This window comes from Variovorax sp. 10N432 (assembly GCF_056394465.1).
The window spans coordinates 199,268-217,636 of sequence record NZ_JBFTHX010000004.1 but is presented as its reverse complement, the minus strand read 5'-3'; the positions used below and the strand labels follow the sequence as shown (position 1 = coordinate 217,636).

General features: G+C 65.5%; 17 protein-coding genes and 1 pseudogene. 2 read left to right on the top strand and 16 right to left on the bottom strand.

Annotated features, from left to right (window positions below; all coding sequences use genetic code 11):
• Positions 1 to 10 precede the first annotated feature (10 nt).
• The 4 genes from AC1DF3_RS07060 to AC1DF3_RS07045 are packed head-to-tail and all read right to left on the bottom strand — an operon-like array spanning position 11 to position 1,827.
• Positions 11 to 769, bottom strand: coding sequence for an endonuclease/exonuclease/phosphatase family protein (locus AC1DF3_RS07060; RefSeq protein WP_286536216.1), 759 nt, complete (start codon positions 767 to 769; stop codon positions 11 to 13).
• Complete coding sequence (nudB, locus tag AC1DF3_RS07055) at positions 766 to 1,236, bottom strand: dihydroneopterin triphosphate diphosphatase (protein WP_478139216.1); 471 nt, start codon at positions 1,234 to 1,236, stop codon at positions 766 to 768. Before nudB ends, AC1DF3_RS07060 begins: the two co-directional genes overlap by 4 nt.
• Positions 1,233 to 1,550 carry a CcdB family protein gene (locus AC1DF3_RS07050; protein ID WP_286536219.1) on the bottom strand — a complete coding sequence of 106 codons (318 nt, stop codon included), beginning with the start codon at positions 1,548 to 1,550 and terminating at the stop codon, positions 1,233 to 1,235. The genes nudB and AC1DF3_RS07050 overlap by 4 nt, the downstream gene beginning before the upstream one ends.
• A gap of 7 nt (positions 1,551 to 1,557) precedes the next feature.
• A complete protein-coding gene (locus tag AC1DF3_RS07045; RefSeq protein WP_478139215.1) occupies positions 1,558 to 1,827 on the bottom strand; it encodes a type II toxin-antitoxin system prevent-host-death family antitoxin in 270 nt (89 codons plus the stop codon).
• Between the two features lie 456 nt (positions 1,828 to 2,283).
• On the opposite strand from AC1DF3_RS07045, the gene AC1DF3_RS07040 reads away from it, so the two are divergent.
• On the top strand, positions 2,284 to 3,717 hold the full coding sequence (locus tag AC1DF3_RS07040) for a GDSL-type esterase/lipase family protein (protein WP_478139214.1): 1,434 nt from the start codon (positions 2,284 to 2,286) through the stop codon (positions 3,715 to 3,717).
• Between the two features lie 79 nt (positions 3,718 to 3,796).
• Entirely contained in the window at positions 3,797 to 4,678 is an 882-nt protein-coding gene (locus tag AC1DF3_RS07035) for a class I SAM-dependent methyltransferase (RefSeq protein WP_478139213.1), read from the top strand.
• Positions 4,679 to 4,756: 78 nt separating this feature from the next.
• Here AC1DF3_RS07035 and AC1DF3_RS07030 read toward each other — a convergent pair.
• From AC1DF3_RS07030 to AC1DF3_RS06975, 12 genes and pseudogenes are all read right to left on the bottom strand, one after another.
• Positions 4,757 to 5,029: pseudogene (locus AC1DF3_RS07030) on the bottom strand (IS5/IS1182 family transposase); the annotation flags it as partial.
• Between the two features lie 116 nt (positions 5,030 to 5,145).
• On the bottom strand, positions 5,146 to 6,951 hold the full coding sequence (gene aspS, locus AC1DF3_RS07025; RefSeq protein WP_286536224.1) for an aspartate--tRNA ligase: 1,806 nt from the start codon (positions 6,949 to 6,951) through the stop codon (positions 5,146 to 5,148).
• 33 nt (positions 6,952 to 6,984) lie between these two features.
• A complete protein-coding gene (locus AC1DF3_RS07020; RefSeq protein WP_286536225.1) occupies positions 6,985 to 7,605 on the bottom strand; it encodes a DUF502 domain-containing protein in 621 nt (206 codons plus the stop codon).
• An 8-nt stretch (positions 7,606 to 7,613) separates the two neighbouring features.
• A complete protein-coding gene (locus AC1DF3_RS07015; RefSeq protein ID WP_286536226.1) occupies positions 7,614 to 7,955 on the bottom strand; it encodes an FmdB family zinc ribbon protein in 342 nt (113 codons plus the stop codon).
• Positions 7,956 to 8,042: 87 nt separating this feature from the next.
• Positions 8,043 to 9,491: a high affinity choline transporter 1 gene (locus AC1DF3_RS07010; protein ID WP_286523388.1), complete on the bottom strand. Its 1,449-nt coding sequence runs from the start codon at positions 9,489 to 9,491 to the stop codon at positions 8,043 to 8,045.
• Between the two features lie 16 nt (positions 9,492 to 9,507).
• On the bottom strand, positions 9,508 to 11,073 hold the full coding sequence (gene ubiB / locus AC1DF3_RS07005) for a ubiquinone biosynthesis regulatory protein kinase UbiB (RefSeq protein WP_286523389.1): 1,566 nt from the start codon (positions 11,071 to 11,073) through the stop codon (positions 9,508 to 9,510).
• Positions 11,070 to 11,621 carry a ubiquinone biosynthesis accessory factor UbiJ gene (locus AC1DF3_RS07000; RefSeq protein WP_286536227.1) on the bottom strand — a complete coding sequence of 184 codons (552 nt, stop codon included), beginning with the start codon at positions 11,619 to 11,621 and terminating at the stop codon, positions 11,070 to 11,072. Before AC1DF3_RS07000 ends, ubiB begins: the two co-directional genes overlap by 4 nt.
• A 59-nt stretch (positions 11,622 to 11,680) precedes the next feature.
• Positions 11,681 to 12,730 carry a Tim44 domain-containing protein gene (locus AC1DF3_RS06995; protein ID WP_286536229.1) on the bottom strand — a complete coding sequence of 350 codons (1,050 nt, stop codon included), beginning with the start codon at positions 12,728 to 12,730 and terminating at the stop codon, positions 11,681 to 11,683.
• A 28-nt stretch (positions 12,731 to 12,758) separates the two neighbouring features.
• Positions 12,759 to 13,490: a bifunctional demethylmenaquinone methyltransferase/2-methoxy-6-polyprenyl-1,4-benzoquinol methylase UbiE gene (gene ubiE / locus AC1DF3_RS06990; RefSeq protein ID WP_286523393.1), complete on the bottom strand. Its 732-nt coding sequence runs from the start codon at positions 13,488 to 13,490 to the stop codon at positions 12,759 to 12,761.
• A 70-nt stretch (positions 13,491 to 13,560) separates the two neighbouring features.
• Positions 13,561 to 13,992: a gamma-butyrobetaine hydroxylase family protein gene (locus AC1DF3_RS06985; RefSeq protein WP_286536230.1), complete on the bottom strand. Its 432-nt coding sequence runs from the start codon at positions 13,990 to 13,992 to the stop codon at positions 13,561 to 13,563.
• Entirely contained in the window at positions 13,992 to 14,435 is a 444-nt protein-coding gene (locus AC1DF3_RS06980) for an HIT family protein (protein WP_478139212.1), read from the bottom strand. The genes AC1DF3_RS06985 and AC1DF3_RS06980 overlap by 1 nt, the downstream gene beginning before the upstream one ends.
• Positions 14,435 to 18,322: a DUF3683 domain-containing protein gene (locus AC1DF3_RS06975; protein WP_478139211.1), complete on the bottom strand. Its 3,888-nt coding sequence runs from the start codon at positions 18,320 to 18,322 to the stop codon at positions 14,435 to 14,437. The genes AC1DF3_RS06980 and AC1DF3_RS06975 overlap by 1 nt, the downstream gene beginning before the upstream one ends.
• Positions 18,323 to 18,369: the final 47 nt, after the last annotated feature.

Sequence of the window (18,369 nt, the reverse complement as noted above, 5' to 3'; positions counted from 1 at the left end):
GCCCAGGACGCTATTGTTTTGATAGCGAAAAGTCGGTCACCAGCGGCAGGTGGTCGGACATGCGGGCCCAGATCGGGCCGCGCGGCACCGAAGAGGCGACGGGTTCGACCTGGCGCCCGTAGATGAAGTCGAGCTGCGCGACCGGCAGGCGCGAGGGATAGGTCAGCGTCCGCGGCCCGCGCAGGTCGCTGGAGTCGCGCATGCCCATCGCGTTCATCGCATAGCGCATCCGCGCACCCCAGTCGTTGAAGTCGCCGGCCACCACCAGCGCCTCGCCGGGCGGGATCTCGCGCTCGACGAATTCGCGCAGCTGCGCGATCTGGCGGATCCGGCTGCCCTTGATCAGGCCCAGGTGCACCACGATGGTGTGCACCGTGCGGCCGTCGAGGTCGATCGCCACGTGCAGCAGCCCGCGCTGCTCGAAGCGGTGGTCCGAGATGTCCTGGTGGGTCTTGCGCAGCACCGGCCAGCGCGTGAGCAGTGCATTGCCGTGCTCCCCGTGCTTGGTGATCGCATTGGTCTCGTACACCGCCGTGTAGCCCTCCGGGGCGAGGAAATCCGCCTGAGGGAGCTCGGGCCAGCGATGGAAGCGCGCGGCCGCCTGGCGGTTCACCTTGCGGACTTCCTGGAGGCAGATGATGTCGGCGTCCAGTTGCTCGATCGCATGGCCGAGGTTGTGGATCTCCAGCCGCCTGGCGGGGCCGATGCCCTGCACGCCCTTGTGGATGTTGTAGGTGGCTACGCGGAAGCTGGTCGCCGGAGGATTCATCGTGCAAATTGTGGCAGGAGCAGGATGGCTGCGGCGTTGGTGGAGGAAAAAGTGGCTGCTGCCGCCTCCCGGTAGGGCAGCCAGCGCCAGGCCGTGTGCTCGCAAGGATCGAGCCGCGGCGCCAGCGGCGCCGGCACGCAGAGGCTGAACAGGTGTTCGGTGTTGGAGCTCACGCCCGGCGCATAGCGTGCGCGCCAGCGCGGCAGGATCTCGTAGACGTTCCTGCGCTGCCAATCGAGCAGCCGCGGCGCCAGCGCGCTGCCCTCGTCGCACTGGATGCCGGTCTCTTCCTCGACCTCGCGCGCGGCGGTGCGGGCGAGCGGCTCGTCGTCGAAATCCTTGCTGCCGGTGACCGACTGCCAGAGGTCGTCGTCGCCGGTGCGGCGGATCAGCAAGACCTCGAGCGCCGGCGTGTGGACCACGACCAGCACCGACTCGGGGATCTTGAACCGGGGACCGTCCGTCACACGCCGCTGATCACTGCATCGATGGCAGCGACGAGTTCATTGGCCTGGGCCCGCAGGCTGCCGCGCGGTGGGCCCAGATCCTTGACGCGAAACGGCGCCGTCATCTGCGGCAAGGCGACGAAGGACTCGCCGCTCCATTGGAGCACCGGGCACAGGCGCCGAGGCAGCGCCGTGGGCATCTGTGCGAGCGCCACCAAGGGCACGACCAGACGGGTCGGCAGGCTTTCCAGCAAGTCGCTCTGGATGTCGACACACCAGGGAATGTCGTCACGCTGCGTCTTCACGGGATTGGCGTGGACATCGAACTGGGCCATGCCGCACCTACCAGGGTCGGAGCTCTTCGCCGAAGACCCCGATCCGTTCGACCAACGCGTTCTGGGCGGCGATCCATTCCCGGTAGGTTTCGTTGAACTCGCGCTTGCGAGCATCCATCGTCTTCGCCTGCTCCAGCGCCTCGAGTTCCGCGTAGCGTGCGGCCGAAACGATGACGCCGGCGATGCGATCGTTCTTCATCACATGGACGGGTTCGCGTTCGGCCTGTGCGAGGTAGTAGCCGAAGCGGTTTTTGGCTTCAGTCGCGCTGATCTGCATGAGGAATCCCGTTCACGAGCCAATAGCCATTTTAGCCATCTTCTCGGGTGTGACCGGGATAGGGGCAGTCCTAGACTGCGCCCCTCCCACACCAATCGGCATCGGGGTCCGCACAGGGCGGTTCGAAAGCTTCGTGCGTCACCCCTGCACTCGCGCCCATGGCCCGCCGCTCCCGGAACATCGCAGCGCCGCGCTTCCACTGCTGCGCGTCAACCCAACGGTCGGGGCCCGCCGCCATGGCTTCATCCCTATCCAGCCCTCCCACATCGTGCAGTAGCTGGTGTTTTTGTTGCGCGACCGCCATGCGTCGTCAGCGACGACGATCGCATTTTACATCGGAAGTTTCCGATTTGATTGAGGAAAAAGCTCAACGAATTTTTAGATTGAAATAGCAACTCTTTCAGTATTTGCCTTCTAAAATAAAGTTGACTCCCTTGGAATAAATGGATCAGCTCCGTGAAATCAGTTGCACGAACAATTGCCGTCTTTTCTTCCTTCGTAACAATTTCCGGCCTGGCTTTGGGCCAGTCAATCTATAATTTCACTTTTGCCACCACCTCGTCGACAATCGTCTCTCCGCCAGCGAGTTTTGTGGCGAGTAGTGCAATCGACGGATTACCATCCACGAGTTGGAGCAGTGTCGGCCGTCCGTCAGTGCAGGATGGTGGTTTGGAGTGGGTGCAACTGGATTTTGGCCCCTTCCGAACAGTCAACTATGTAGAACTTTATCCACGAAAGGTGGACAGCGGAATTGAGAGTCCCAGTAAGCCACATGTGGCCGCGAGTGCATTCCCTCAGGAATTTTGCATTCAGTATTTCGACGGAAACCAGTATGTCACACTGAAGAACTATGCGTATATACCGTCGCCGCATCCGAGCGGCTACGCATATTTCTTTCTGCCAAAGACAGTGACGACCAGTTCCATCCGCGTCGCGGCATGGAGGTGGAGTCAAGATTTTTTTGAAAACAAATACTATTTCCAGCTCGCGGATGCAAGGGCTGGATATGTGAATTCAACGGATTACAACCAGTCGACTTCAATTTACGGGGACAGCACGACCTTCGGCTGGAAATGGAAATTCAAATCCGCTAGCGAAAAGGTGGCCGGCCGACTCGATGCGCCGATAGGGCCAAAAATCAAAGCGGTGGATTACTCCGTGGCAGGGATCACGCTGGCTCAAGTTCAAGTCGGAGGTGCCACAAATGCGCTCGACGCCGACGCCAAAGCTGACGGCACCCCTCCGAAGGCGCTGGCATTTGCCGACCGCATCTGGCAGGACCTATCTTTCAACATCATCCTCCGCCTTGGCTTGAACGATGCATGGGTGCCCGATCCAACGGATACAGCGGCAAGAGCGGTGGCCCGCGCCGCATTCAAGAGTCGCCTGACCACGATGGTGCAAAACGTCCGCACCGCAGGGAAGCGCCCCATCATTGCCGGACTGAACAGGATTGCGGTTACTCCCTCGATCCCGTCTACGTTTTATTTCACCGACGCCCGACGTATCAGCCAGCGCGATGAGTTCGATGCGGCAGCGCGAGAAGTCGCCACGGAAACATCAACGTTCTTTGTTGACGTCGGCGCTGTTCCATTCTACGGAGCATCTGACATCGTGGATGATGTCCACGCCACTCAAAGTTATAGCGATCGGATTGCGGACTACATCAATCAGCAACTCGCCACTTATCGGCTAGGCGACCCATTCCCGGTAAATCAAGATTTCCGGGTCGGGGATTTTTATTATTACCTCGACAAATCGAAGGTGTATTGCATGTATTCAAACGCGGCGTCTTTTGCGAGCCTGACCGGCAAGACGGGTGACCAAGGTGTGATTGTTCTCAATTCTCTCCCCCTAGGAATCACACGCGACATCGATTGCCATCACTAAAATATGTTCAGCAAACTGGGTCTTGATGCAACGCCAAGGCCCTTTGCAACTCAACCAAAACACTCACATAAAGGCCACCTTGAACCTCTGGCAAGACTTTCTCATCAACGACAACAAATCAATGCGGAAGTGGGTTCACTACTTCCCAATCTATGAGCGGCATTTCGCGTCATTTAGAAACAAGTCAATTACTTTTCTGGAGGTCGGCGTTCACAGCGGAGGCTCACTCCAGATGTGGCAGCGGTACTTCGGCCCCTTTGCCAGAATCGTCGGCATCGACATTGATCCCCAGTGCGCAGAACATGAATCGCCGGGCATCTTCGTCCGGATCGGCGACCAGTCCGACCCGCAGTTCCTACAGGAACTGATCGACGAGTTCGGCATCCCCGATGTGATCTTGGACGACGGCAGTCACATGATGGCGCACATGCGCAGTACGTTCGATTTCTTCTACCCAAGGATGCACAAGAATGCCGTCTACATGGTGGAAGACATGCACACAGCTTACTGGAGCGAGTTCGGCGGAGGCGTGGACAACCCCGAGTCGTTCATGAACTTCGCCAAAGACTGTGCCGACAGGCTGAATTGGAGCCACAGTCGCGGAACAGTTGCCCCCGATTACATCGGCAAGCAAACGTTGTGCGTGAGTTTCTATGACAGCATCGTCGCGTTTGAAAAGGGCGACGTGTGGTGGAAGGACGCGCCATGGACGGGCGAAGGCAGAGAAGGCCTGTACGGGAAAGGCGTTGTCCGCCCTGCCGCCTCTCCAGACGCTCCGAGCCGTGCCGATCTTGCGCTTTTGACCCAGGCAGAAGACCGGCGCAAGGCCAGCGATGCGCAAAATCCAGAACTGACGGCCGCCAATCTCCGCCTGCGCGACGAGATCGCCGCATTGCGGGCCAGCACCTCATGGCGCGCGACCGCCTTGCCTCGACGCATCTCAGGCTGGCTGAAGCGCTAAAGGCATGATCGGGATGAGCAGCAGTCGTGGACTGCGCCCCTCCCACCACTCGGCATGCGGGTCCGCACAGGGCCCGGCCTGCGCCACCTTGCGCTGGACCTCGCGCTGCACGACGCCCAAGACCGTGCGCTGACGCTTGAGGACCTTCTTCAAGCGCTTGACCTGTTTGCCATGGGCGTAGCCCCCGGGCGAGCCGGCGCAGGTTCTTGCCCTCGCGGGCGAAGGCCTGCTTGAGAGATGCCAGCGCGCCGGGCGGAGGCCACGACCTTGTGTCGTGCGATCTCGAGCAGGCGGCTGTCCACCGGATCGGCAATGGCCTTCTCGGACGGCGGTATCCACGATCACGCGCTCGTTCGCTGTGATCAGCTTGCGGGAGGACTCCAACTCCAAGAGTGCGCCCAGGCTGGCCGCACCAAAAAAAAAAGGGCGCCCGAAGGCGCCCCTGGTCTGCTGCCGCCTTGGCCGCCTCAGGCGGCCTGCGGCGCGTTGCGCAGCTTGATGTGCAGCTCGCGCAGCTGCTTCTCGTCGACCGGGCTCGGCGCCTGCGTCAGCAGGTCCTGGGCGCGCTGGGTCTTCGGGAAGGCAATCACGTCGCGGATCGACTCGGCGCCGGTCATGAGCATCACCAGGCGGTCGAGCCCGATCGCGATGCCGCCGTGCGGGGGCGCGCCGTACTGCAGCGCGTCCAGCAGGAAGCCGAACTTGTTCTGCGCATCCTCGGCGCTGATCTTGAGCGCGCGGAACACCTTGCTCTGCACTTCCTCGCGATGGATACGGACCGAGCCGCCGCCCATCTCGATGCCGTTGAGCACCATGTCGTAGGCCTTGGCGATGCACTTCTCGGGCGCCGTGTCCATGAGGTCCTCGTGGCCGTCCTTGGGCGCGGTGAACGGATGGTGCACCGCCGACCAGCGCTGGCCTTCCTCATCGAACTCGAACATCGGGAAGTCGACCACCCAGAGCGGCGCCCAGCGGTCGTCGAACAGGCCGTTCTTCTTGCCGAAGGGGCTGTGGCCGATCTTCACGCGGAGCGCGCCGATGGCGTCGTTGACGACCTTTTCCTTGTCGGCGCCGAAGAAGATGATGTCGCCGTTGCGGGCACCGGTGCGGGCGATGATCTCGGCCAGCGTGCCATCGTCGAGGTTCTTGACGATCGGGCTCTGCAGGCCTTCGCGGCCCAGCGCCGCGTCGTTGACCTTGATGTAGGCCAGGCCCTTGGCGCCGTAGATCTTGACGAATTCCTGGTAGCCGTCGATCTCGCCGCGCGACAGGCCGCCCTCACCGCCGCCGCCCGGCACGCGCAGCGCCACCACGCGGCCGCCGGCCATGGTGGCGGCATTGGCGAACACCTTGAATTCGACCCGCTTCATGAGCTCGGTGAGCTCGGTGAATTCGAGCTTCACGCGCAGGTCGGGCTTGTCGGAGCCGTACTTGAACATCGCGTCGGCGTAGCTCATGGTCGGGAACACCGGCAGCTCGATGCCGGCCGCATTGCGGAACACATTGCGGATCATGCCCTCGAACATCTCGCGGATCTCCTCCTCGGACAGGAACGAGGTCTCGATGTCGATCTGCGTGAACTCGGGCTGGCGGTCGGCGCGCAGGTCCTCGTCGCGGAAGCACTTGACGATCTGGTAATAGCGGTCGTAGCCGGCCACCATCAGCAGCTGCTTGAAGAGCTGCGGCGACTGCGGCAGCGCGAAGAAGCTGCCGTCGTGCACGCGGCTCGGCACCAGGTAGTCGCGCGCGCCCTCGGGCGTCGACTTGCCGAGCATCGGCGTCTCGATGTCGATGAAGCCGTTGGCGTCGAGGAACTTGCGCGCCTCCATCGTCACCTTGTAGCGCAGCATCATGTTGCGCTGCATCGCCGGACGGCGCAGGTCGAGAACGCGATGCGTGAGGCGGGTGGTCTCCGAGAGGTTGTCGTCGTCAAGCAGGAACGGCGGCGTCACCGACGGGTTCAGCACCTTCATCTCGTGGCACAGCACCTCGATCTTGCCGCTTTTGAGGTTGTCGTTGACCGTGCCTTCGGGGCGCGCGCGCACCAGGCCCGTGACCTGCACGCAGAATTCGTTGCGCAGGCCTTCGGCGGCGGCGAAGGTGGCGGCGCGATCGGGATCGCAGACCACCTGCACGTAGCCTTCGCGGTCGCGCAGGTCGATGAAGATCACGCCGCCGTGGTCACGCCGGCGGTTGACCCAGCCGCACAGGGTGACGGTCTGTCCGAGCAGGGCTTCGGTCACGAGACCGCAATAGATTGAACGCATGGCCATAGATGGATTCCCCGGCGCCGCATGGGCGCGTCTTTATTTGATCGCGATCGTCGCGGGGCCGCCAGGAACGACCACCCCCATCGACACGATGTACTTGAGCGCGTCGTCCACGCTCATCTTGAGTTCGATGCAGTCGCTGCGCTTGAGCATCACGAAATAGCCGCCCGTCGGGTTGGGCGTGGTCGGCACGTAGACGCCGAGATAGTCGCCGCCGCCCAGGTGGCCGACCACCTCATGGCCGGGCGTGCCGGTCACGAAGGCGATGGTCCAGGCGCCCGCGCGCGGCCACTCGATCAGCACCGCGGTGCGGAAGGCGTTGCCGTTCTCGGAGAACAGCGTGTCGGACACCTGCTTGACGCTGGAATAGATGGAGCGGACGACAGGGATGCGCCGCACCACGGCATCGCCCCAGCCGAGCAGGCGCTTGCCGACGAAATTGCTCGCGATGGCGCCGACCGACAGCAGGATGCCCAGAGTCAGCAGCACGCCGAGCCCGCGTACCTTGTGCTCGTTCAGGTACTGCTGCCACGTCTCGGGCAGCAGCCACAGCGTCTGGTCGAGCGTGCCGATGATCCAGTTCAGCACGCCCAGCGTGATGACCAGCGGCACGATGACCAGCAAGCCGGAGAGCAGCCATTTGCGCAGCGCGAGCATGGGGGGTCTCAGTCGCTGCCTGAAGAAGAAGCGGCAGGGGCCGGGGCCGCCGCGGCGGGCGCCGGGGCGCTGGCGGGCGCGGCGGCGGGTGCCGCGGCCGTGCCGTCAGCCGGCGCGGCGGCCGGGGGGGCGGCGGTCTTGTCGGCGCCGTCGCCCTTCTTGCCGCCACCGTCGCGGAAATCGGTCACGTACCAGCCCGAGCCCTTGAGCTGGAAGCCGGCGGCGGTGAGCTGCTTGCTGAACGCGCTCGCGCCGCAAGCCGGGCACTCCGAGAGCGGAGCGTCGGACATTTTCTGCAGCACGTCCTTGGCAAAGCCGCAGGCGCCGCACTTGTAGGCGTAGATAGGCATGGGATTGGAAAGCGGAAAAGGAGCGGCCGGCGGCCGCTCGCAAAGCCCTCGATTATAAGGGCGCCCCCGCTTTGGGCGGGCGGGCGTTCAGGCCGGATCGACCGCCAGGGGCCGATGCGGCGTGCGGGTGTTGGACACCCACTGCGGCGCCAGCGAGCCGGCCACCATGCCGCCGAACGAAGCCAGCAGGCCGGCCAGCTGGGCCGGGAACTCCTTGCCCCACGGCATTCCGAGGAACAGCAGCCAGGTCCCGATGCCCAGCACGACGGCCGCCACGGCGCCCTGGGTGGTCGCGCGCTGCCAGTAGAGGCCGCACACCAGGGGCACGAAGGCGCCCACCAGCGGGACCTGGTAGGCCCCGGACACCAGTTCGTAGATAGGGGTGCCCTGCATGCGGATCGCATAGGCCAGCACGGCCGCGCTGAACACCAGCACCGTGATGCGCATCGTCATCAGGTTGGACTTGTCGCTGCCCGCGGGCCGGAACTGGCGCCAGATGTTCTCGGTGAAGGTCACGCTCGGCGCCAGCAAGGTCGCCGAGGCGGTCGACTTGATGGCCGACAGCAGCGCGCCGAAGAACAGCACCTGCATCACGAAGGGCATCTTCTGCAGCACCAGCGTCGGCAGCACCTTCTGCGGATCGTCCTTCAGCAGGTCGGCGGTCTCGGCCGGCATGATCAGCAGCGCGCTCGCCACCAGGAACATCGGCACGAAGGCGAACAGGATGTAGGCGATGCCGCCGATGACCGGACCGCGCGTGGCCGACTTGACGCTGTTGGCCGACATGACGCGCTGGAACACGTCCTGCTGCGGGATCGAGCCCAGCATCATGGTGATCGCGGCGGCGAAGAAGAAGACCATGTCCTTGTAGCTCGGCTCCGGCCAGAACCTGAACAGGTCCTTGCTGACCGCGAAGGCCACCACCTTGTCGGCGCCGCCGGCCATGTTGCCGGCGAAAACCGCGATCACGGCCAGCCCGAGCACCAGGATGATCATCTGGATGAAATCGGTGACCGCGACCGACCACATGCCGCCGAACAGGGTGTAGGCCAGGATCGAGACGACGCCGATCACCATGCCCAGGGAAACCCCGATCGCGCCGCCCGAGAGCACGTTGAACACCAGGCCCAGCGCCGTGACCTGGGCCGACACCCAGCCCAGGTAGCTCAGCATGATGATCAGCGAGCAGGCGATCTCGATGGAACGGCCGAAGCGCTCGCGGTAGTAGTCGCTGATGGTCAGCAGCGTCATGCGATAGAGCTTGCCGGCGAAGAAGAGGCCGACCAGGATCAGGCAGGTGCCGGCGCCGAACGGGTCTTCGATCACGCCGTTGAGCCCGCCCTCGATGAACTTGGCCGGAATGCCGAGCACGGTTTCGGAGCCGAACCAGGTGGCGAAGGTGGTCGTCACGATCATGTAGAGCGGCAGGTGCCGGCCGGCGATCGCGAAGTCGGTGGTGTTCTTCACCCGCCGGGCCGCATACAGGCCGATGGCGATGGTGACCAGCAGGTAGACGAAGACCAGTGTCAGCAGCACGGCAGCAATTCCTTCCTCAGAAAAGACGCACGCGCACCAGCACCTGCATCGCGATCAAGCCCAATACAAATCCCATGCCACCGTAGATGATCGCCTGCAGCAGCCGGTTGGTCCGCTTCTGTGCAGCCAGCAGTTCGAGCAGCTCGCGGCGGTGGTCCGGGGGGCGATTCTCCAGGAAATCGTGCATCAGTCGAGGCAGCTGCGGCAGCAATTTTGCGTAGCGCGGCGCCTCGGCGCGCAGCTGCTCGAACAGCTTGCGGGGGCCGATCTGGTCGGTCATCCACTTCTCGAGGAAGGGCTTGGCGGTGTGCCAGAGGTCGAGCTCGGGATCGAGCTGGCGACCCAGCCCCTCGATGTTGAGCAAGGTCTTCTGCAGCAGCACCAGCTGCGGCTGGATCTCGACCTGGAAACGGCGCGAGGTCTGGAACAGCCGCATCAGCACCATGCCGAGCGAAATCTCCTTCAGCGGCCGGTCGAAGTAGGGTTCGCAGACGGTGCGGATCGCCGCCTCGAGTTCGTCGATGCGGGTGCCGTGCGGCACCCAGCCGCTCTCGAGGTGCAGCTCGGCCACGCGCTTGTAGTCGCGGCGGAAGAAAGCGACGAAGTTCTGCGCCAGGTATTCCTTGTCCGACTCGGTCAGCGTGCCGATGATGCCGAAGTCGAGCGACACGTAGCGCCCGAAGCTCTCCGGCTCGAGGCTGACCTGGATGTTGCCCGGGTGCATGTCGGCGTGGAAGAAGCCGTCGCGGAACACCTGGGTGAAGAAGATCGTGACGCCGTCGCGGGCCAGCTTCGGGATGTCGACGCCGGCCGCGCGCAGGCGGTCGAGCTGGGCGATCGGCACGCCCTTCATGCGCTCCATCACCATCACTTCGGGGTGGCAGAAGTCCCAGTACATCTCGGGGATCAGCACGAGGTTGAGCTTTTCCATGTTGCGCCGAAGCTGAGCCGCATTGGCCGCCTCGCGCACCAGGTCGAGCTCGTCGTGCAGGTACTTGTCGAACTCGGCGACCACCTCGCGCGGCTTCAGGCGCTTGCCGTCGGCCGACAGGCCCTCGACCCAGCCGGCCATCATGGCCATCAGGGCCAGGTCCTTCTCGATCACGTCGCGCATGCCCGGGCGCAGCACCTTGACCGCCGCGTCGCGCACCGAGCCATCGGCCAGGCGGACGGTGGCGAAGTGCACCTGGGCGATCGACGCGCTGGCCACCGGCGTCTCGTCGAACTGCACGAAGATGTCGCTCACCGGGCGTCGGAAGGCGCGCTCGATGGTCGCGATCGCCACCTTGGAGGGGAATGGCGGCACACGGTCCTGCAGCCAGGCCAGTTCGTCGGCGATGTCCGGCGGCAGCAGGTCGCGCCGGGTCGACAGCACCTGGCCGAACTTGACGAAGATCGGGCCCAGGCGTTCGAGCGCCTCGCGCAGCCGCTGGCCCCGCGGCGCGTCGAGATTGCGCCCGACCGAAACGATGCGTGCGACCACGCGCAGCCAGGGCTTCTGGAAACTCGTGAGGACGAGTTCGTCGAGGCCGTAGCGCAGTGCGACCCAGACGATGAATACGCCGCGGTAGATCCGCCTCATTCGGCTGCAGACCCGCCGGCCTTGCCCGGACGTTGGCCGACGAACTGCCGCAGCGCATCCACCACGCGGCGGGCCCCGGTCGCGACGGTGTGCGCGGGCACGTCGCCGATGGCGCGCGCCAGGTCATCCTCGACGTCCCAGCGCACGTGGTCGACCAGCCAGTTGATCTCGGCCGCCAGCTGCACGTCGCCCTCGATGCGCACCGCCGGCTTCTCGCCGTTGAAGGCCGCGCGGGCCAGGCCGAACGGCGAAGTCTCGGTGACGGTCAGCGTGAGTTCGGCGACGGCGCCTTCGGGCGCCAGGTCGAGCAGGCCGGCCGGCGTGGGGACGAACTGCATCGTCACGAAGCGCCACTCGAACTTCACCACCCGGCCCTGCAGCCGCAGCAGGCGCTGCTGGGCTTCAGGCTCCTGCTGGAGCACGTGGTTGAGGAACAGGACGGCGCGGTGCTGGACCTCGTGGACCGCCCACTCGGGGGGTTGGAGGCGGCTGCCGACGCGGTTCGCGAGGTCTTCCAGAAACGAAAAAGGGGACGATGGTGTAACCATGTCCCCATTATTCCCGCTCTTGACCCGGTCTTGCGACCAGGCCCAAGGGAAGTTCGCGTCTATTGCAATGCCTGGACGCCGGCCACCAGCCAGCCGCTGCCGCCCTTGGTGTCCTTGGTCATGTTCCAGACTTCACGGAAGGGGCTCGGGCCCGAGGACACGTCCTCGCGGATCATGCCGGAGAACTCGACGCTGGCCAGGTAGGCATCGGGCAGTTCCTCGATGCCGAGCAGCTTGGCGTCGAGCATCACGACCTCGGTCTTGTTCGGCTGGCCGCCGGTGTGGGTCTCGCGCTCGGCGAGCTGCTGGCGGATTTCGCCGACCATGCCGTCGGTCATCATCGAGCGCAGGGTGCCGATGTCGGCGCGGTCCCAGGCGTCCTGCAAGGTGACGAAATTGCGCTTGGCCGCCGTCAGGAAGCCGTCGGCATCGAAGCCCGCGGGGATGCCCCAGGACTGCGAGCCAGCCAGGGCCGAGCCGATCATGCTGCCGCCCGCGGCGGCGGCACCGGCCATCGACGAGCCGCCCGTGCGGTCGGCCGGATGGTCGGCAGGGGCCGCGCTGGCATCGAAAGCGGCGGCATGGTTCTCCCAGGGCCTGGCGGAGGCGTCGTTGCCGACGTTGCGCGGGCTGTACTGGGGCGGTGCGGTGGCATCGGCCGGGCTGCCCGCGCCCTGGAAGGCGAAGCCGCCGGCGCGCGGCGCGGCCGCGGCACGCGAGCGGGCCGAGAAGATCCGCCAGACCACCACGGCGGCCAGCACCAGCAGGCCGATCAGGAGGATGTTGCCGAAGGCGGCACCGAGGCCGAGCGAATGGGCGAGCCAGGCCAGGCCCAGGCCGGCCGCGAGGCCGCCGAGCATGCCGGCCCAAGGACGCTTGGGCGCCGCGGCCGCGGGCGCCGCCGGTGCCGGCTTGGCGGCCGTGGCGCTGTTCGCGGTCTGCGCCGGCGCGCCGGGCGTCGCGGGTGCGGCGGGCGGCGTCGCCTGACGCTGCGTCACGTTGCTGGATTGCCGGCCGAACGACTTGCCGCCACCCATGCGGGCGGCACTGGCATCGATGCTCACGACAGCCAATGCGCACACCAGCAACAAGGACCCAAACTTCTTCATGACGTCTCCTCTTCGGCCAAAAACAGCTTCAACACTTGATTCCAACATGCAGGGCGACCACGCCGCCCGTCATGTTGTGATAGTCCACATGACCGAAACCGCCCTCCTTCATGAGGGTCTTGAGGTCTTCCTGGTCCGGATGCATGCGGATCGACTCTGCCAGGTAGCGGTAGCTGGCGTCGTCGCCCGCCACCACCTTGCCCAGGCGCGGCAGCACGCTGAACGAATACCAGTCGTAGGCCTTTCGCAGCGGCTTGGCGACTTTGGAGAATTCGAGCACCAGCAACTTGCCGCGCGGCTTCAGCACGCGGTTCATTTCTTTCAGCGCCGCATCCTTGTGCGTCATGTTGCGCAGGCCGAAGGCGACGGTCACGACATCGAAGTGGTTGTCGGGGAACGGCAGCTTCTCGGCATCGCAGACCAGCGTGGGCAGGACGACGCCGGCGTCGAGCAGGCGGTCGCGGCCGGTGCGCAGCATGGCCTCGTTGATGTCGGTGTGGACCACCTCGCCGCTGGCGCCCACCTTCTTGGCAAAGGCCAGCGCGAGGTCGCCGGTGCCGCCGGCGATGTCCAGCACCTTCGATCCTTCGCCGACGTTCGCGACCATCACCGTGTAGGCCTTCCAGGCGCGGTGAAGGCCCATCGACATCAGGTCGTTCATGAGGTCGTAGCGCGAGGCGACCGAATCGAAGACGCCGCGCACGCGCGTGGCCTTGTCGCTTTCGTCGACCGATTCGAATCCGAAATGGGTGGTGCTCATACCTCCGATGTTAGGCCGGAAGCGTTCACCTCAAGCCGGATACCCCGCAAGGAATCCGGAATTTCGTCGCTCAGTGGTTGCCGCAGGCGTGTCCGCCGTGGCCGGAAGCCGCGGCTTTTTCGGCCATCGGCGCGTCGCGATCGACGCCGGCCGCAGCCAGGCGCTGTTCGTACGCGGCCCACAGCTCGGCCTCCCGGGCGCCGAGGTCGTAGAGCAGGTCCCACGAGAAGATGCCGGTGTCGTGGCCATCGCTGAAGGTCGGCTGCACCGCGTAGTTGCCGACCGGCTGCAGGTCGACCAGCTCGACATTGCGCTTGCCCGTCTGCAGCACCTCCTGCCCGGGCCCGTGGCCCTGAACCTCGGCCGAGGGCGAATAGATCCGCATCAGCTCGAACGGGATGCGGAAGGTCGCGCCGTCGGAAAAGCCGACCTCCAGCACGCGCGACTGGCCGTGCACCGTGATCGACTGGGGGGTCGGTGCGCCCGCCTGCAAACCTGCCATCAGAAACTCCTTGTCGCCAGCTGCTGGATCATGTCGCGTTCCAGCAGCTGCAATTGTTGCGCGATCGCCTGCTCGCGCTGCGGGTCGGCCGGACGCTGGGCCGCGGCCCACACGGGCGAAGGAAAGCGGCTGTCCCAATCGAAGCGCGCGATCACGTGCCAATGCAGGTGCGGCACCATGTTGCCGAGGGCCGCCAGGTTGATCTTGGCGGGCGACAGATGCGCGCGCAGACATTGCTCCACCACGGCCACGGCCTCCATGCAGAGAGCGCGGTCGTCTGGCGACAGGTCGGACCATTCGGCCACATGGTCGGCCCAGACCACCCGGTAGAAGGCCGGGAAGTCCGCCTCGGCCGCATGGATGACACGCAGCTTCGCGCCCTGGAAGACCAGGCGGCCGCCCGGTTCGTCGCACAGCGGGCAGCCCGCGACACGCAGCGCCATCACACCAGCACGCGTTCGATGCCGCCCTGGTTGGCGGCCGCGACATAGGCCGGCATCCAGTCGGCGCCGAGGATCTTGTTGGCCATCTCGACCACGATGTAGTCGGCTTCGAGCAGGCCGTTATTCAGGTCGTTGCCGTAGCGGCTCAGGCCCTGCAGGCAGCTCGGGCAGCTGGTGAGGATCTTGACGTTGGCGCCGGGGGCCACTTGGCCGGCTTCGCGCAGCGCGGTCTCGCCCTTCTTCAGTTCCTCTTCCTTGCGGAAGCGGATCTGCGTCGAGATGTCCGGCCGGGTCACGCCCAGCGTGCCGGATTCGCCGCAGCAGCGGTCGTTCTTGAGCACGTTGCCGCCCACCAGCGCCTTCACGGTCTTCATCGGGTCCTGCAGCTTCATCGGCGTGTGGCAGGGGTCGTGGTAGAGGTAGCCGCCACCGCCCGCATCGCCGAGCGTGATGCCTTTCTCGAGCAGGTATTCGTGGATGTCGATGATCCGGCAGCCCGGGAAGATCTTGTCGAACTGGTAGCCCTGAAGCTGGTCGTAGCAGGTGCCGCAGCTCACCACGACGGTCTTGATGTCGAGGTAGTTGAGCGTGTTGGCGACGCGGTGGAAGAGCACCCGGTTGTCGGTGATCATCTTCTCGGCCTTGTCGAACTGGCCGCTGCCGCGCTGCGGATAGCCACAGCACAGGTAGCCCGGCGGCAGCACGGTCTGCACGCCCGCATGCCACAGCATCGCCTGGGTGGCGAGGCCGACCTGCGAGAACAGGCGCTCCGAGCCGCAGCCCGGGAAATAGAACACCGCCTCGGTCTCGGGCGTGGTCGCCTGCGGGTTGCGGATGATCGGGACGTAGTCGGCATCCTCGATGTCCAGCAGCGCCCGCGCTGTCTTCTTGGGCAAGCCGCCCGGCATCTTCTTGTTGATGAAGTGGATCACCTGCTCCTTGAGCGGTGCCGGGCCCAGCGTCGCCGGCGGGGCGGCGGTCTGCTTCTTCGCCAGGCCGCGCAGCAGGTCGTTGGCCATGCGCTGGGCCTTGAAGCCGATGTCGACCATGCCGGTGCGCATCAGCTTGATGGTCTGCGGACTGGTCGCGTTGAGGAAGAACATCGCCGCCGCATTGCCGGGCCGGAACGACTTCTGCCCCATCTTGCGCAGCAGGTTGCGCATGTTCATCGAGACGTCGCCGAAGTCGATGTTGACCGGGCACAGCGTCAGGCACTTGTGGCACACGGTGCAGTGGTCGGCGACGTCCTCGAACTCTTCCCAGTGCTTGATGCTGACGCCGCGCCGGGTCTGCTCCTCGTACAGGAAGGCCTCGACCAGCAGCGAGGTGGCGAGGATCTTGTTGCGCGGCGAATAGAGCAGGTTGGCGCGCGGCACGTGGGTGGCGCACACCGGCTTGCACTTGCCGCAGCGCAGGCAGTCCTTGACGCTGTCGGCGATGGCGCCGATGTCGCTCTGCTGCATGATGATCGACTCGTGCCCCATGAGGCCGAAGCTCGGCGTATAGGCGTTGGTCAGGTCGGCATGCAGCGCCCGCCCGTCGGGGCCGGCATGCGCGCTGCCGCGCAGCAGCTTGCCCTTGTTGAAGCGGCCTTCGGGGTCGACCTTCTTCTTGTAGTCGGTGAAGGGCTGCAGTTCGGCGTCGCTCAGGAACTCGAGCTTGGTGATGCCGATGCCATGCTCGCCCGAGATCACGCCGTCGAGGCTGCGCGCCAGCGCCATGATGCGGACCACCGCCGCATGCGCGGTCTGCAGCATCTCGTAGTTGTCGCTGTTGACCGGGATGTTGGTGTGGACGTTGCCGTCGCCGGCGTGCATGTGCAGCGCGATCCAGACCCGGCCCTTGAGCACCTGCTGGTGGATGTCGTTGCATGCAGCCAGGATCGGCGCGAACTCGGCGCCGGTGAAGATCGCCGCCAGCGGCTCGCGCAGCTGCGTCTTCCAGCTGGCGCGCAGCGCGTGGTCCTGCAGCTGCGGGAACAGGGCCTGGACCTGGTCGAGCCATCCCTGCCACAGGGCACGGACCTCGCGCACCAGCGCCAGCCCTTCGCCCACGCGGCCTTCCAGCAGCTCGGCGGCCGGCAGGTCGTTGGCGTCCTCGCGCTTGCCCAGCGGCAGGTTGCCGCGCGCCAGGAAATCTTCCAGCGCATCGGCCAGCGCGATCTTGTTCTGCAGCGACAGCTCGATGTTGATGCGCTCGATGCCGTCGGTGTACTCGGCCATCCGCGGCAGCGGGATCACTACGTCCTCGTTGATCTTGAAGGCGTTGGTGTGCCGGCTGATGGCGGCGGTGCGCTTGCGGTCGAGCCAGAACTTCTTGCGCGCCTCGGGGCTGATCGCGATGAAGCCCTCGCCGCTGCGCGAGTTGGCGATGCGCACCACCTCGGAAGTGACGCGCGCCACCGTGTCGGCGTCGTCGCCGGCGATGTCGCCGAACAGCACCATCTTCGGCAGGCCGCCGTGGCGCTTGGACTTGGTCGCGTAGCCGACCGCCTTGAGATAGCGGTCGTCCAGGTGCTCCAGCCCCGCCAGCAGGACGCCCGAGCGCTTCTGCTCGGCGAACATGAAGTCCTTGATCTCGACGATGCTGGGCACCGCGTCCTTGGCATTGCCGAAGAACTCGAGGCACACGGTGCGGGTGTGGGCCGGCATGCGGTGCACGATCCAGCGGCAGCTGGTGATCAGGCCGTCGCAGCCTTCCTTCTGGATGCCGGGCAGTCCCGAGAGGAACTTGTCGGTCACGTCCTTGCCCAGGCCTTCCTTGCGGAAGGTCTTGCCGGGGATCTCGAGCCGCTCGGTGCGCAAGGGCGTCTTGCCGTCGGCGGCGAAATACTGCAGTTCGAACACGGCGCTCTCGGCGTCGTGGATCTTGCCGAGGTTGTGGCCGATGCGCGTGACCTCGAGCCATTCGGCGTCCGGCGTCACCATGCGCCAGGAAGCCAGGTTGTCGAGCGCGGTGCCCCACAGCACCGCCTTCTTGCCACCGGCGTTCATCGCCACGTTGCCGCCCACGCACGAGGCCTCGGCCGAAGTCGGGTCGACCGCGAAGACGAAGCCGCCGCGCTCGGCCGCATCGGCCACCCGCTGCGTGACCACGCCGGCCTCGGTCCAGATGGTCGCCACCGGTACATTGAGACCCGGCAGCGCGCGCATCTCGACCTCGGTCATGGCCTCGAGTTTCTCGGTGTTGATGACCGCGCTGTTCCAGGTGAGCGGGATCGCACCGCCCGTGTAGCCGGTGCCGCCGCCGCGCGGCACGATGGTCAGGCCGAGCTCGATGCAGCTCTTGACCAGGCCCGCCATCTCGGCCTCGGTGTCGGGCGTCAGCACCACGAACGGGTATTCCACCCGCCAGTCGGTGGCGTCGGTCACGTGCGATACGCGCGACAGGCCGTCGAACTTGATGTTGTCCTTGGCCGTGACCCGCCGCAGCGCCCGCGTGGCCTTGCGCCGCAGCGCCGCCACGTCGCGGAACATGGCGTCGAAGGCGGTCACCGCCTGCGCCACCAGGTCGGTCAGTTCGCCGACCGAGACGTCGCGCTGGGCGTCGCTGGCGGGCGTGCGGCGCTTCTGCACCTCGCCCAGCCGGTGGTTGAGCGCCTCGACCAGCTGGCCGCGCCGGCGCGGGTTGTCCAGCAGGTCGTCGACCAGGTAGGGGTTGCGCTGGACCACCCAGATGTCGCCCAGCACCTCGTAAAGCATCCGGGCCGAACGGCCGGTGCGGCGCTCGGAGCGCAGGCTCTGCAGCAGTTCCCAGCCGCGCTCGCCCAGCAGGCGAATGACGATCTCGCGATCGGAGAAGCTGGTGTAGTTGTAGGGGATCTCACGCAGTCGCGCGGGCTCTGCGGCCTGCGACAACAACGCCGTCAACGCGGTCGGAGCATTCATCGGGGAGTGGCCTCGGTCGGGCGCTGCGCGCCCATCAACCAGGGGTG

What these genes read in the sequence shown, in the direction of transcription:
- AC1DF3_RS07060 (WP_286536216.1), bottom strand. Translation starts at nt 769, where the DNA reads ATGAATCCTCCGGCGACCAGCTTCCGCGTAGCCACCTACAACATCCAC.
- AC1DF3_RS07050 (WP_286536219.1), bottom strand. Translation starts at nt 1,550, where the DNA reads ATGGCCCAGTTCGATGTCCACGCCAATCCCGTGAAGACGCAGCGTGAC.
- AC1DF3_RS07045 (WP_478139215.1), bottom strand. Translation starts at nt 1,827, where the DNA reads ATGCAGATCAGCGCGACTGAAGCCAAAAACCGCTTCGGCTACTACCTC.
- aspS (WP_286536224.1), bottom strand. Translation starts at nt 6,951, where the DNA reads ATGGCCATGCGTTCAATCTATTGCGGTCTCGTGACCGAAGCCCTGCTC.
- AC1DF3_RS07020 (WP_286536225.1), bottom strand. Translation starts at nt 7,605, where the DNA reads ATGCTCGCGCTGCGCAAATGGCTGCTCTCCGGCTTGCTGGTCATCGTG.
- AC1DF3_RS07015 (WP_286536226.1), bottom strand. Translation starts at nt 7,955, where the DNA reads ATGCCTATCTACGCCTACAAGTGCGGCGCCTGCGGCTTTGCCAAGGAC.
- ubiB (WP_286523389.1), bottom strand. Translation starts at nt 11,073, where the DNA reads ATGAGGCGGATCTACCGCGGCGTATTCATCGTCTGGGTCGCACTGCGC.
- AC1DF3_RS07000 (WP_286536227.1), bottom strand. Translation starts at nt 11,621, where the DNA reads ATGGTTACACCATCGTCCCCTTTTTCGTTTCTGGAAGACCTCGCGAAC.
- AC1DF3_RS06995 (WP_286536229.1), bottom strand. Translation starts at nt 12,730, where the DNA reads ATGAAGAAGTTTGGGTCCTTGTTGCTGGTGTGCGCATTGGCTGTCGTG.
- ubiE (WP_286523393.1), bottom strand. Translation starts at nt 13,490, where the DNA reads ATGAGCACCACCCATTTCGGATTCGAATCGGTCGACGAAAGCGACAAG.
- AC1DF3_RS06985 (WP_286536230.1), bottom strand. Translation starts at nt 13,992, where the DNA reads ATGGCAGGTTTGCAGGCGGGCGCACCGACCCCCCAGTCGATCACGGTG.
- AC1DF3_RS06980 (WP_478139212.1), bottom strand. Translation starts at nt 14,435, where the DNA reads ATGGCGCTGCGTGTCGCGGGCTGCCCGCTGTGCGACGAACCGGGCGGC.
- AC1DF3_RS06975 (WP_478139211.1), bottom strand. Translation starts at nt 18,322, where the DNA reads ATGAATGCTCCGACCGCGTTGACGGCGTTGTTGTCGCAGGCCGCAGAG.